This is a genomic window from Acidipropionibacterium timonense, from assembly GCF_900605005.1.
Taxonomy (GTDB): Bacteria; Actinomycetota; Actinomycetes; order Propionibacteriales; family Propionibacteriaceae; genus Cutibacterium; species Cutibacterium timonense.
In genome coordinates this window covers 53,232-66,331 of sequence record NZ_LR027558.1, presented here as the reverse complement: position 1 = coordinate 66,331, position 13,100 = coordinate 53,232, and the positions used below count along the sequence as shown (strand labels likewise).

The window sequence follows — 13,100 nt, the reverse complement described above, 5'->3', positions numbered from 1 at the left end:
CACTCACGCCATGGCAGTGTTCATCGTCGAAACCCATTACGATCCGGCCCACGAGTCCGAGCGTCTCGCGGCCCGGCCGCGCCACCTCGAGTACCTCGAGGAGCTCAAGGAGCGTCGTCACCTCGTCAATGCCGGACCCCTGGCCGACGGCAGCGGCGCCGTCCTCCTCTTCACCGTCGACAGCCGGGAGGCCCTCGACGCCGATCTGGCCCAGGACCCTTACCCGCGCGATGCGGTGCAGGTGGCCAGCGTCCGCGAATGGAAGCCGAACTTCGACATCTGAGGCCCCCGGCGGTGCGCCGGGTCCGCTGAGCAGCACTCGAGCCGTGGCGGCGGGGTGCTCAGTCGAGGACGGGCAGCGCCCGGCGCACCTGCGCGACCCGCTCCAGGTCGATGACGTGACGCAGCATCCCCGGGCCCTCGCCCAGGGCTGCATCGACGTGCCCGAGCGGGTCGACGACGCGGCTCAGCCCCACTCCCAGGTCGCGGGCCCCGGGCTCGATCCACGCCTGGTCACAGGCGGCCAGCCAGGCCTGGCCGTCCAGGGCCCGCGCCCGGGTGAGGACGTCCCACTGCTCGGCCTTGCCCGGGCCACCTGCCCAGGACGCCGGCACGACGACGAGCTGCGCCCCGGCCCGTCCCAGGGCGGTGAAGTGCGCACCGAAGCGCAGGTCGTAGCAGGTCGCCAGACCGATCCGCACCCCGTCGACCTCGACGACGACCGTCCGGTCACCGGCCTCGACCGTCGCCGACTCGCGGAACCCGAAGGCGTCGTAGAGGTGGATCTTGTCGTAGCGTTCCTCGACGCCGTCCTCGCCGCGTCCGTCGGTGACGAGCAGGGTGTTGCGCACCCGGGCCCCGGCGGGGGTGAACATGCCGACGACGGCGACGACCCCGGCCTCCCGGGCGGCTCGGCGCACCCCGGTGGCGAAAGGACCGTCGAGGGGCTCGGCGACATCCCGCAGATCCGCCCCGAAGCCGGCCATGGCCGCCTCGGGCAGGACGACCAGGCGTGCGCCGGCACGGGCGGCGTCATCGATGGCGCCGACGATCGTGTCGAGGTTGGCCCGAGGGTCGTGGCCGGCGATGAACTGGACCAGGGCGAGGGACAGGTTCGTCATGGGGCCATTGTCGGCCGTCGGCCCGGGAGCCGACGATCCCGGACCGCCCTCACGCCGGATCCGAGGGCTGTAGTTACACCCATGTAGCTATCCCCCGGGTGTGGACAACCCTGTGGAGAACTCGATGCACAGGTTTTCGCTATGCGAACGTGACGAAAATCACGGTAGCCTGACCCCCATGGCCAAGCCCCTCCACCGCGCCCGTGTCGCCCAGGTCCGCCACGACCTTCCCGGGGTCGTCTCGATCGACGTCGAACCCGGCGACCTCCCCGCCCGCGACAGCGTCGACGACCACGTCAAGATCGTCCTGCCGCCGCCGGGTGCGCCGTGGTCGACGCCGATGCCCGATCCCCTGCCACAGGACGCGCCCGCTGCGCTGCTGCGCACCTACACCCGCCGTCGCGTGGGCGCCGACGGCAGCTGGGGGATCGACGTCCTGCTCCTCGACCACGACGGTCCGGGCCGCCGGTGGGCCCTGGGGGCGCGCCCGGGGGATCCCATCGACGTGCGTGGTCCCGGCGGTCACTTCGCCATGCCCGAGCACCCCGGCACGGTGTGGATGGTCGGGGACGAGGTCGCCATGCCCGCCATCGCCAACGCCCTCGAGGCCCTGCCGGCCGATGCCCACGCCGAGGTCGTCCTCGTCCGTGGCGCCGTCGACTACCCGCTGCCGCACCACGACGGGGCACGGATCACCCGGGTCGAACCGAGTGCCTCGGGCAGCACGCTCGTCGACGCCGTCCGCGCCCTGCCGACCCCGACCGGGGACCTGTGGGCCTTCGTCCACGGGCAGGCCGCCATGGTCCGACCACTGCGACATCACCTGCGCGTCGAGCGTGGCCTGCCGCGGGACCGGGTCCTGCTGTCGGCCTACTGGTTCGCCGGCCGGGACGCCGACGACTGGCGGCGCATCAAGCCGGCGTTCGTGGCCTCGATGGAGGCCGAGTCCGGCGACTGAGGCCCCGGCGCCCTACCGATACCCCAGCGCCCTGCTGACGGCCCAGCCCAACGGGGCGCAGTCGCCGGGGACGTGGTCGGCGCGGCGTTCAGGCGGTGACGACGTTGCTCGCGACGAGGGCGATGATGACGACGCCGAGGGCGACGCGGTACCAGATGAAGCCGGTGAACTTGTTCGAGGCGACGAACTTGAGCAGCCACGCGATCGACACATAGGCGACGACGAGGGAGACGAGGGTCGCGACGATCGTCGGACCCCAGCCGATGCCGCCGTTGGAGATGTCCGAGGCGGCCCCGATGGCCTCGTAGGCACCGGCCGCGACGAGGGCCGGGATGCCCATGAAGAAGGACAGCCGGGTGGCCGTCTCGCGGTCGAACCGTCGGAAGAGGCCGGCCGAGATCGTCGCCCCCGAGCGGGAGATGCCCGGGAAGAGCGGCGAGAGGGCCTGGAAGCAGCCGATGATGATGGCGTCGACGAGCTTGACCTGGCTCATGTCGCGGCCCAGGTCGGTGCGCCGGTCGGCGATCCACATGACGAGCGACCAGATGATGAGCGCCCCGGCCACGACCCACATCGACGCCAGGGTGGTCTCGATGGCGTGCTTGAAGAGCAGGCCGACGACGGCCACCGGGATCGACCCGATGATGATCCCCCAGCCGAGCGTGTAGTCGGGGTCGGTCCGGGCGTCCTTGTTCGTCAGGCCCTTGAACCATGCGACGACGATCCGCACGATGTCGGACCAGAAGTAGATGATGGCCGCGATGATGGCCCCGACCTGGATGATCGCCGTGAAGGCGGTGATCCCGGCCCCTTGGATGTCGTAGCCCAGGAGCTTCTCGACGATGCGCAGGTGTCCGGTGCTCGAGACCGGCAGGAACTCGGTGATGCCCTCGACGATGCCGAGGATGACGGCGTGGAGCCAGTTCACGGGCTGGGACCTCTCTCACGGTGACGGGGAAGCAGGGCACGTCGGTGCCGCTGGCCAAGTCTAGGCCGACGTCACGCCCGGGGCCCGCTCCTCGCGAGGGCCCCTCTTCAGCATCCTCACAGCTCGACGAGGGTATGGGTCCGCCCCGACCCGACCTCCCACACGGTGACGGCGCGTACCCCGACCCGGGCCGGCGCCCACGCCCCGAGCAGGTCGACCGCCGCCCCCACCCGGTGGGCCGGGATCCGGTAGCCGACCGTCACATGGGGGTGCCAGTGCTCCGGCCCGTAGTACGTGAAGGTCGTCACCCCGGCCCGGGCCAGCCGCTCGTGCAGCCGGCGGTGCTCCCCCAGGAGCGGCCCCGGGGCCAGGTCCGGCCCTCCCGCCCCGTGCAGGCACAGCGACGCGACGCCGTCCGAGTTCGGCAGCGGACAGGCCGAGGCCAGCGTCACCGACCGGGGCCACCGCGATCCGACGAGGGCGGCGTCGACCCCCGTCATGGAGTCGACGCACGCCAGGGTGATGTGTGCCGGCTGGTGCAGGACGGGAATCCCCCGGGCGGCGAGGCCGTCCCGGGCCCGACCGACGAGACTCTGGGCGGCGTCGTCGAGTTCGAGGGTGAGGGTGTGGGTGAAGACGACGCCGCTCTGCCACTCGTCGGTCACGACACCACCCCCGGAAAAATGACAATCTGGTCACAATGGTGAGAAACCTCTCACAACGGGTGGATAGTGGACCGTCCGCAGATGAAAGGAGCCCACGGTGGCCACCACCCAACCGATGGTCCGTCAGGAGACGAACCTCTCGCGCGCAGCCTGGAACACCCTCAAGGGGTGCCTCGGCAACCTCGTCGAATGGTACGACGTCTACACCTACACGGTTTTCGTCAGTTACTTCGAGAGCCAGTTCTTCGACCCGGCCGACACGTCGTCCGCGGTCTACGCCTATGCCGTCTTCGCCATCACCTTCGTCATGAGGCCGCTCGGGTCGTGGTTCTTCGGGCGCTGGGCCGACCGGCACGGACGACGCTCCGCCCTCACCTTCTCGGTCACCGTCATGGCCATGGCCTCCCTCGTCGTGGCGATCCTGCCGACCCGCGACTCCATCGGCGTGGGGGCGGCCCTCGGACTCATCCTCTGCCGCCTCGTCCAGGGCTTCGCCACCGGCGGCGAGTACGGCACCTCCGCGACGTACATGTCCGAGGCGGCCACGGCGAACCGACGCGGATTCCTCTCGAGCTTCCAGTACGTCACCCTCGTCGGCGGTCAGGTCCTGGCCCAGGCGGTCCTCCTCGTCGAGACCGCGACGATGTCCGAGGCCGACATCACCCGCTACGGCTGGCGCATCGCCTTCGGTATCGGTGGCCTCTCGGCGGTCGTCGTCCTGTGGCTGCGCCGCACCATGGACGAGTCCCTCACCGACGCCCACCTCGACGCCATCCGCTCGGGTGCCGACACGACCTCGGGCACCCTGAGGTCACTGCTCGTCGACCACTGGCGTCCCCTGCTGCTCGTCTTCCTCATCACCATGGGCGGCACGGTGTGCTTCTACACCTATTCGGTCAACGCCCCGGCCATCGTCAAGAAGGCCTTCGGCGCCCAGTCGACGACGGCCACGACGATCAACCTCGTCGCCCTGCTCATCCTCATGTGCCTGCAACCGATCGGCGGGCTCGTCTCCGACCGGGTCGGACGCAAGCCGCTGCTCGTCTTCTTCGGCGTCGGCGCGGTGCTCTACACGTGGGTCCTCATCACCCGGCTGCCGAAGTCGCACTCACCGGCGACCTCGATGACCCTGCTGCTCATCGGCTACGTCATCCTCACCGGCTACACCTCGATCAACGCCCTGGTGAAGTCCGAGCTCTTCCCCGCGCACATCCGCGCCCTCGGCGTCGGCATGGGGTACGGCCTGGCCAACTCGGTGTTCGGCGGCACCGCCCCGCTCATCTACGTCGCGGCCAAGCAGGCCGGACGGGTACCGTGGTTCATCGCCTACGTCACGGTCCTGTCGTTCATCTCGCTGCTCGTGTACGTCTTCGCCCTGCGCAACAAGGACGCCACCCACCTCGACCGCGAGCAGGGTCACGCCTGGACGAGTCATGGCCGCGACGAGGAGGATCGCGAGCAGGTGCTCGCCTGAGCACGAGGAGGACCCATGCCCAGCGTGCTGTTCGTCTGCGTGCGCAACGCCGGAAAGAGCCAGATGGCCGCCGCCCTCGCCCGGCTGCGCGGTGGTGGGAAGGTCGAGGTGCACAGCGCCGGGACCGACCCGCGCGGTGACCTCAATGCCGAGTCCGTGGCCAGTCTGGCCCGAGTCGGTGCCAGCTGCGCCGGGGAACACCCCAAACCCGTCGATGCCGAGCTGTTGCGTCGGGTCGACCGGGTCGTCGTCGTGGGCACCGCGGCGCACGTCGACCCGGTCGCCGGGATGCGCGGGACCATCGAGGTGTGGGACACCGACGAGCCCTCACTGCGTGGCATCGAGGGACCTCAGCGGATGGATCTCATCCGCGACGACATCGATGCCCGCGTGCGCGGGCTGCTGGACGAGCTCGGGGTGGCGGCGTCACGACCCGGCGACGCGGACCCACGGCAGGAGGCGCGCTGACCGGCTCGCCGACGTCGAGCCCTCACTGACCCGCGGACGAGGTGAGGAGCCGCAGCCGGGGGCCCGACCCGCCGGCCGCGTTCCCCGACCCCGCCGGACTCCACCGGATGCAGAACTCCCCGCCCTCCGAGCGGAGGACGGGGAGTCTCGCGTCGATCCGGACCCAGGCGGGTCCACCGCCGTCAGGGCCGAGCCCCACGGCGGACCGACCTCACTTCGCCGGAACGGTCTCGACGGTGACGTGACCCTTGATGGCGTCGTGCAGCCTGACCCCGACGGTGTGGTTGCCGATGGTCTTGATGGGCTTGACGATCTCGATGGACCGCTTGTCGAGGGCCGGGCCACCGGCCTTCTTGACGGCCAGGACGATGTCGGCCGGGGTGACGGCGCCGAAGAGCCGCCCGGTGTCGCCGGCCTGGACCGGGATCTGGACCTTGAGGTCCTCGAGCTGGGAGCGGACCACCTCGGCCTGCTCCTTGGTCTTGATCTCCTTGGCGGCACGGGCGCGCTTGATCTGGTCGATCTGCGCCTCGGCGCCACGGGTCCAGCGGATGGCGTAGTTCTGCGGCAGCAGGAAGTTGCGGCCGTAGCCGTCCTTGACCTCGACGATGTCGCCGGGGACACCCAGCTTCTCGACCGGTGCGGTGAGAATGAGCTTCATGTCGTTCTCCCTTCTCAGCGCGCCGTCGAGGCGTAGGGCAGCAGGGCCAGTTCGCGCGCGTTCTTGATCGCGATGGCGACCTTGCGCTGGTCCTGGACGGACAGCCCGGTGACGCGTCGGGCGCGGATCTTGCCGCGCTCGGAGATGAACTTGCGCAGCAGGGCGGTGTCCTTGTAGTCGACCTCGCCGATGTGCACGGTCTTGACAGGGACGATCTTCTTCTTGTTCACAGACTTGCGCTGTGGACCGGCCATTGTGGTGCTCTCCTTCTGGTGAAAGCCCGGCTCTCGCCGGAATGTGCCTGTCCGGTGCCCTCGGCCGAGGGCACGGAACGTGACGTACGAATGGTGTGGTGGCTGACGCCGTCGAGGAGCCCGACAGGGGCCCCTTCGCGGGCGACCCTCACCCCTGGCGGGGCGCGGGCGTCGACCTGTCAGAACGGGGGTTCGTCGTTCTGGGCCTGGGCCCAGGGATCGACGCCGCCGCCCCGGTTGTCATTGCCACCGTTGTTGTAGGACCCCTGGTTGCCGCCCCAGTTGCCGCCACCGTTGCCCTGGCCACCGGAGTTGCCACCCCACGAGCCGCCCTGGTTGGAGCCACCGGAGTTGCCACCCCAGTTGCCCCCACCCTGGCCGCCACCCGACGGGTTGCGGGTGACCTTCGCCGAGGCGTACCTCAGCGACGGGCCGACCTCCTGGACGTCGATCTCGTACGAGGTGCGACGGTTCCCGTCACGATCCTCGTAGGACCGGGCCTTGAGGTTGCCCTGGACGACGACGCGCATCCCCTTGGACAGGGACTCGGCGACGTTCTCGGCGTACTGACGCCACACGGAACAGTTGAGGAACATCGCCTCACCGTCGCGCCACTCGTTGGACTGACGGTCGAAGGTGCGCGGGGTCGAGGCCACGGTGAAGTTGGCCACGGGCACCCCGTTGGGGGTGAAGCGCAGTTCGGGATCGGCGGTGAGGTTGCCGATCACGGTGATGGGTGTTTCGCCTGCCATGTGAGTCTCCGAATCGGAACGGTTGCGTGTCGGGCATCCTGTGATGCCCCGGGTTCCAGTGTGCCGGGTGGGTCTGACAGTTCTCGTCGAACCGGTCGACGCCGTCATGGCCCGGCACTCGGACGGCCTGCCGGATGTCCGGCGGGTCCTCGGTTGGGCGTCCGGCCCACTGTCGCGACGGCGTCGCGTCAGTGCATGTCGGGACGCATGACCTTGGTGCGCATGATCTTCTCGTCGATGGCGAGAAGTCGGTCGACCTCCTGAACCGTCGCCGGCTCGCAGGTGACGTCGAGGACGACGTAGATCGCCTCCGACTTGTTCTGGATGTCATAGGCGAGGCGACGCTTGCCCCAGACATCAACCTTGTCGACGGACCCCTTCTCGTCCGTGACGACCTTCAGGTACTTCTCCAAGTGGGAATCGACCTGACGCTCGTCGACGGTGGGATCGATGAGGATCATGACCTCGTACTTACGCATACGCTGACTCCACCTCCTCTGGTCTCAGCGGCCACGGGGACGTCCCGTGGCAGGAGGGCGATATGCCTGTCGCCGGGTGCTGTCACCCGGTGACGCCGGCGTCCCCGCAGGGACAGCCGGTCGCCAAGTGTACCGGTCCGGGGTGGGCGGCGCCACCGTGCTCGCGGGCCCGTCGCCGGGCGGTGAGCCCCACCACGCGCTCCGCGCCCTCTCCGCTCCATCGCCGGCACCCTGCTCCAGACCCGGCACCTCGCTCCATCACCGACACCTCGCTCCACATCCGGCACCCTGCTCCACATCCGGCACCCTGCTCCACAAACCACCAGCCCCGAGCCCCCGCCCCCGACCAAGCGCCAGAACCTCCACCCCGCTCCGGAAATACCAGGAGCAACGTCCATCTTCTGGCGCAAGGTGCTGGCCGGCGTCAGTCCCATGACGCTTTCCGGCGCACAGTGCTGGCCGGCGTCAGCCCGACGACCGTTTCCGGAGCACAGTGCCGGGCAGGACCGGCCCCACGACACGTTCCGGAGCGAGGTCACGGCCGAACCATGGAACGACGGCCGACGACGGTCGGACCCGCCCCCGAACCACCCACCGAGGAAGATTCGGCGAACGGCCTGCCTCACCGCTCCCGCGGCGGCCCCGGGATGAGGATCTCCCCGGCGGCCCGCCAGGCGCCGAGCCCACCGGCGATGAAGTCGGCGTCGTACCCCTTGTCACGGATCGGCTGGACGAGGTGGCCCGACCGCAGGCCGATGTCGCACACGAGGATGAAGTGTGGATCCGGCTCGGCCAGGGGGTCGTCGCCGTAGACCGCGGTGAAGGGATCGGCCAAGAGCTCCTTGGGGCTGACGAGCCGCGACCCAGGGGCGTGCCCGGCCTCGTACTCACCGCGGGTGCGCACGTCGACGAGGACCCCGCCGTTGGCCAGGGCCAGCAAGGCGGCCGGCACGTCGATGCCCCCCTCGGGCATGCCGCGGCGGGCGAGGAAGTCACGAAATCCCATGGGTCAGTCCTCCGTCGATCCGTCGTCGCGGCCCTCGCGGGCCTGTCCACCCGACTTGCGCATCCGGGCCAGCCGCCCGTACATCTCGTCGATGACCTCGGTGAACCGCTTCTCGACCTCATGGCGTCGGACCTTGAGGGTCGGGGTGAGCAGCCCGTTGTCGGTGGTGAACTCGTCCCACAGCACGTGCAGGTCCCGGATCTGCTCCTGGTGCGGCAGCTTCTCGGTCATCGCCGCCACCCGCTTGCGGATCTCCTCGGCCAACTCGGGGCTGCGCAGTTTCTCCGGCATCGACAGGGCCGAGATGTGCAACCTCTCGGCGAGCTCCTCGACCTGTGGCAGGGAGGGCTTGACGAGCAGGGTGAGGCACGGACGGTTGTCACCGAGGATGACGGCGTGCTCGAACAGCGGGTCACGCAGCAACTCCGCTTCGATGGGCTGCGGTGCGATGTTCTTGCCGTTGAGGGTGACGATGATGTCCTTGAGCCGGTCGGTGATGACGAGGTACCCGTCGTCGTCCACGTGCCCGATGTCGCCGGTGTGCAGCCATCCGTCCTCGACGGTCGACGCCGTCGCCTCGGGCTGGTTCCAGTAGCCCTTCATGATGTTCGGCCCCTGGTAGAGGATCTCCCCCTCCTCCCCGACCTTGATCCGCGACCCGACGATGGGGCGTCCGGCGGTGCCGAACTTGTGCGCACCGGGGCAGTTGAAGCTCACGAGCGGCCCGGCCTCGGTGAGCCCGTACCCCTGGCTGACGAGGATCCCGCAGGCGGCGAGGAACTCCTCGACCTCACTGCGCAGCGGCGCTCCGCCGGCCGCCAGGGCGGTCTTGGGTCCGCCGATGGCGTCCCGGATGGCCTTGAGGACGAGGGCATCCGCCACCTTGTGACGCCACCGCAGTCCCCGGTCCGGCCGGCGGCCCTCCTCCTGACAGCGCCACCACTGGGAACCGATGTCGAGCGACCAGTCGAAGAGCCGGGTCTTCGTCCGCGAGGACTGCACCTTCTCGCGGGCCACCGACATGACCTGCTCGTAGAGCTTGGGGACGCTGACGAAGAGGGTCGGACGCACCTGCGCCAGCATCGCGCCGACGGTCTTGGGGTTGGGGACGAAGGTGTTGAGACAACCATGGCTGAGCACGACCATCGTCCAGCCCCACTCGAGGGCGTGGGACAGCGGCAGGAAGCACAGCGAGTGATCGGTCGGCTTGAAGTCGAAGAAGGCGTCGAGGGCATCGATCTCCGCCATGGTGCCGCGGTGGGTGAGCATGACGCCCTTGGGTGAGCCCGTCGTCCCGGAGGTGTAGATGATGCCGGCGACGTCGTCCCCGGACGACCGGGACATCCTCTCCTCGACGACACCGATGAGCGCCACGACGCGGACGTCGTCGCCGGGTTCCACCTCTCCGCGAGCCAGCAGCGTCGCCAAGCTCACCACGGCGACCGGACTCCCGCCGCCCGGCTCGTCGACCGGGTCCCCGGGACCCGCGTCGTCCATGGTGACGACCGCCGCCAGGGTCGGCATCCGGTCGGCGGCACCGAGCACCCGGTCACGCAGACCGGCGTCCGACACGACGACGGCCCTGGCCCCCGAGTCGGTGACGATGTGGACGATCTGGTCGGGGGTGCTCGTCGGGTAGATCGGGACCGGCACGACGCCGATCGTCATCGCCGCGAGGTCGACCTCGAGCCACTCGGGTCGGTTGTGGGCGAGGATGGCGATCCGGTCACCGCGCTGCAGCCCGTCGGGCACCACCGTTCCCGGCTCGACCAGGGATCTGGCCAGGGCGTCGACCCGACGACGGGTCTGCGCGAAGGTCCGGATGACCCATCGACCGTCGTCGCGCACCCGCACCGCCGGCCGGAATCCGTGGTCGCGGCACACCCGACGGAACATGTGCGCCAGGTGGACGGCGCTCCGATCCTCCGTCGGGTCGGCGGCGCCGAGCAGCACGCTCGTGGGGTCGACGGTCGCACCGCTCGGACCGGCTGACGTGCTCCCGGCTGACGTGCTCATGGGATCGGCTGGCATGGGGTGGCTCCTCACCTCCTCGGAGGACACCCTCCGGACGACCCCATGGTAGTGGCGTCGCCCCCGCCCCTCAGTCCGCCAGCCGTTCCCGCAACCAGGCGACGTCCGTCGCCTGGCCGACGGCGTCCCCGGGGGTCTCGACGACGAGCGGTGCGGCTGCGTCCCGCACGACCCGGGCCAGCTCGTCGGGGTCGATCTGGCCCTGCCCGAGGTTGGCGTGCCGGTCGCGCCCCGACCCGGCCGGACCCTGGGAGTCGTTGACGTGCACCAGATCGATCCGCCCGGTGACGGCACGGACGTCGTCGACGAGGGTGGTCATGTCGAGGCCGGCGGCGAAGGCGTGACAGGTGTCCAGGCAGAACCCCACGCGGTCGGCTCCCGACGCCGTCGAGATGGCCTGCCAGGTCCCGGCCAGACGGTCCAGGGTGCGGGCCATGGCGTGCTCTCCCCCGGCAGTGTTCTCGAGCAGCAGGGGTACCGGCAGGTCGAGTCCGTCGACGGCCTTGCGCCAGTTATCCTGACCCTGCTCGACCGGTTCTCCGGCGCGCACGTGTCCTCCGTGGACGACGACGCCCAGCGCGCCGACCTGCGAGGCGACCTCGAGGGTCTGCTGGAGGAGCTTGCGACTGGGGATGCGGACGCGGTTGTTGAGCGAGGCCACGTTGATGACGAAGGCCGAGTGCACCACCAGGGCGACCCCGGCGGCCTCGGCGGCTTCCCGCAGCCCGGGTGCCCCGCCGGGGAAGTCCACCGACGGCCGGCGCCACGACTGCGGGTCGCCGAGGACCACCTGGACGACGTCGGCAGCTCGGGCCCGGGCGGCGTCGATGGCGTCGGACAGGTCGACGTGGGCACCGATCAGCGGTTCAGTCATGGTCCCGAGCGTAGGCGGTTCGGGTCACGAGGTCGTCGTTGACGGCCTGGACTCAGGATGGGCTATTCGGTGGACTGACGGTTGATGAAGGTCTGCATACCGGGCACGGTGAATGCGATGCGACCGTGTTCAGGGGAGTAGATGAGGCCTTTGTCGATGAGTTTGGCGCGGGTGGGTCCCAGGCTACTGAGGTGGCGCCCCAATCGCCGGGCAACGTCGCTGGTGGAGCTGTCGCCGGCGTCAATTGCCATGGCGCGCAGGTAGTCACGTTCGGCCCGGGTGGCCCGATCCCAGCGTGAGCGGAAGAATCCGGTGTCGAGGGCAAGGGTGCCGTCGGCGACGCCGATGCGGGCATCGACAAGGGTGATGGGGGACTGGGGTGCTTGGTTCCAAGCGCTCTCACCGTACTGCTGCAGGAAATAGGGGTACCCCTCGGCGGTCGAGACGACCAGCTCAAGGGCGTCGCCGTCCCATGTGGCGCCGGCGTCCTGTGCGGGGCTGAGCAATGCGAGGCGGGCCTGGTCGGCGGCCAGGGTGTCGATGTGATGGTAGTCGAACAACCGTTCCGCGTACGACTTGGCCTCGGCCAGATCCCGAGGAAGGCTGGGCAGCCCGGCGACCGCGAGCAGGAAGGGCCAGTCGTCCTGCGAGGCCTGGTGCGCAACGGCGCACAGCGCAGTGAGCTCGTCGCGGTCGAGGTCCTGGGCCTCGTCGATGAGGATCGCCAGCCCATGACCGGTCTCGGCGCCGGCACCGGACAGGTCCTTGACCAGCTTGGTCAGGTCGGTCTCCAGCACGCCGCTGTTGGCGCCACCCCCGGGCGCGTCGGCCAGGTCCAGCCCGAAGGACCAGGTTCCGGTGGAGTCATAGGATGCCTTGAAGCTGAGCGCGGTCCGCAGCCCTTTGAGCAGCCGCATCCCGGCACTGGGCCGCGCCAGGTCCGCCAAGGGGCCGTAGAGAGCCTCGCCGAGCGCTTCGCGCAGGCTCTTGCCGGCACCGGCCTCCACCTTCGCGGTGAGCCAGCCGCGGCCCTCGGCGTCGCGGCGCATCCTGTTCAACAGCACCGTCTCGCCCACACCACGCAGCCCGTAGAGGGCCAGCGGCCTGGCTGACAGGTTGTGTTCGATGCGTTGCAACCCCACGAACCAGGCCTCGAGCTGCGCGTCACGGCCCACGAACGCTGCCGGCGTTCGCCCTGCCCCGGGCGAATACGGGTTCTGTGTCCTCTCCACATCCCAAGTGTAGTGAAATCTAGCGCCATGTAGCAGATCGCTATACCCCGCTATCCTTCGCTACACCCGACCACCGGCCGCGTGTCTCCGCCGGCGGTGTCCGGGCGAGGTCGCAGTTCCTCATGAGCCAAGTCGATCCGGCTGCGCGGGCGGCGCTCCGGTCCTGAATGACGTGGTCAGTCGGGCGATCAGGTCAG

At 69.8% G+C, this 13,100-nt stretch carries 15 protein-coding genes; 4 read left to right on the top strand and 11 right to left on the bottom strand.

What is annotated here, in order from left to right:
- Positions 1–10: 10 nt before the first annotated feature.
- On the top strand, positions 11–283 hold the full coding sequence (locus E0E30_RS00310) for a YciI family protein (RefSeq protein WP_130864594.1): 273 nt from the start codon (positions 11–13) through the stop codon (positions 281–283).
- Positions 284–341: 58 nt separating this feature from the next.
- On the opposite strand, the gene E0E30_RS00305 is transcribed toward E0E30_RS00310, so the two are convergent.
- Positions 342–1,121, bottom strand: coding sequence for a carbon-nitrogen hydrolase family protein (locus tag E0E30_RS00305; RefSeq protein ID WP_130864593.1), 780 nt, complete (start codon positions 1,119–1,121; stop codon positions 342–344).
- A gap of 178 nt (positions 1,122–1,299) precedes the next feature.
- Between E0E30_RS00305 and E0E30_RS00300 the strand changes: the two genes are divergently transcribed.
- A complete protein-coding gene (locus tag E0E30_RS00300) occupies positions 1,300–2,079 on the top strand; it encodes a siderophore-interacting protein (RefSeq protein ID WP_130864592.1) in 780 nt (259 codons plus the stop codon).
- An 88-nt stretch (positions 2,080–2,167) separates the two neighbouring features.
- Here E0E30_RS00300 and E0E30_RS00295 read toward each other — a convergent pair whose 3' ends face one another.
- Both E0E30_RS00295 and E0E30_RS00290 read right to left on the bottom strand, forming a co-directional pair.
- On the bottom strand, positions 2,168–3,007 hold the full coding sequence (locus tag E0E30_RS00295; protein WP_130864591.1) for an undecaprenyl-diphosphate phosphatase: 840 nt from the start codon (positions 3,005–3,007) through the stop codon (positions 2,168–2,170).
- Between the two features lie 116 nt (positions 3,008–3,123).
- The gene (locus tag E0E30_RS00290; protein ID WP_130864590.1) at positions 3,124–3,672 is read right to left on the bottom strand and encodes a 2'-5' RNA ligase family protein; all 549 of its coding nucleotides are present in this window, start codon (positions 3,670–3,672) and stop codon (positions 3,124–3,126) included.
- A 115-nt stretch (positions 3,673–3,787) separates the two neighbouring features.
- Here E0E30_RS00290 and E0E30_RS00285 point away from each other — a divergent pair, with 115 nt between their 5' ends.
- Together E0E30_RS00285 and E0E30_RS00280 are read left to right on the top strand one after the other, a co-directional pair.
- Complete coding sequence (locus E0E30_RS00285; protein WP_130866639.1) at positions 3,788–5,146, top strand: MFS transporter; 1,359 nt, start codon at positions 3,788–3,790, stop codon at positions 5,144–5,146.
- A gap of 15 nt (positions 5,147–5,161) precedes the next feature.
- Positions 5,162–5,614, top strand: a complete 453-nt coding sequence (locus tag E0E30_RS00280) for an arsenate-mycothiol transferase ArsC (protein WP_130864589.1) — start codon at positions 5,162–5,164, stop codon at positions 5,612–5,614.
- Between the two features lie 211 nt (positions 5,615–5,825).
- Here E0E30_RS00280 and rplI read toward each other — a convergent pair whose 3' ends face one another.
- From rplI to E0E30_RS00240, 8 genes are all read right to left on the bottom strand, one after another.
- Positions 5,826–6,275 (bottom strand): 50S ribosomal protein L9, encoded by a 450-nt coding sequence (gene rplI / locus E0E30_RS00275; RefSeq protein ID WP_130864588.1) that lies wholly within the window; start codon positions 6,273–6,275, stop codon positions 5,826–5,828.
- Between the two features lie 14 nt (positions 6,276–6,289).
- Positions 6,290–6,529 carry a 30S ribosomal protein S18 gene (rpsR, locus tag E0E30_RS00270; protein ID WP_130864587.1) on the bottom strand — a complete coding sequence of 80 codons (240 nt, stop codon included), beginning with the start codon at positions 6,527–6,529 and terminating at the stop codon, positions 6,290–6,292.
- A gap of 179 nt (positions 6,530–6,708) precedes the next feature.
- The gene (locus E0E30_RS00265) at positions 6,709–7,281 is read right to left on the bottom strand and encodes a single-stranded DNA-binding protein (protein WP_130864586.1); all 573 of its coding nucleotides are present in this window, start codon (positions 7,279–7,281) and stop codon (positions 6,709–6,711) included.
- A 188-nt stretch (positions 7,282–7,469) separates the two neighbouring features.
- Entirely contained in the window at positions 7,470–7,760 is a 291-nt protein-coding gene (rpsF, locus tag E0E30_RS00260) for a 30S ribosomal protein S6 (protein ID WP_130864585.1), read from the bottom strand.
- Positions 7,761–8,382: 622 nt separating this feature from the next.
- On the bottom strand, positions 8,383–8,766 hold the full coding sequence (locus tag E0E30_RS00255; protein ID WP_130864584.1) for a rhodanese-like domain-containing protein: 384 nt from the start codon (positions 8,764–8,766) through the stop codon (positions 8,383–8,385).
- A 3-nt stretch (positions 8,767–8,769) separates the two neighbouring features.
- Positions 8,770–10,782, bottom strand: coding sequence for an AMP-dependent synthetase/ligase (locus tag E0E30_RS00250; RefSeq protein WP_130866638.1), 2,013 nt, complete (start codon positions 10,780–10,782; stop codon positions 8,770–8,772).
- Between the two features lie 85 nt (positions 10,783–10,867).
- Entirely contained in the window at positions 10,868–11,671 is an 804-nt protein-coding gene (locus E0E30_RS00245) for a deoxyribonuclease IV (RefSeq protein WP_130864583.1), read from the bottom strand.
- Positions 11,672–11,733: 62 nt separating this feature from the next.
- On the bottom strand, positions 11,734–12,903 hold the full coding sequence (locus E0E30_RS00240) for an ATP-binding protein (RefSeq protein WP_130864582.1): 1,170 nt from the start codon (positions 12,901–12,903) through the stop codon (positions 11,734–11,736).
- Positions 12,904–13,100: the final 197 nt, after the last annotated feature.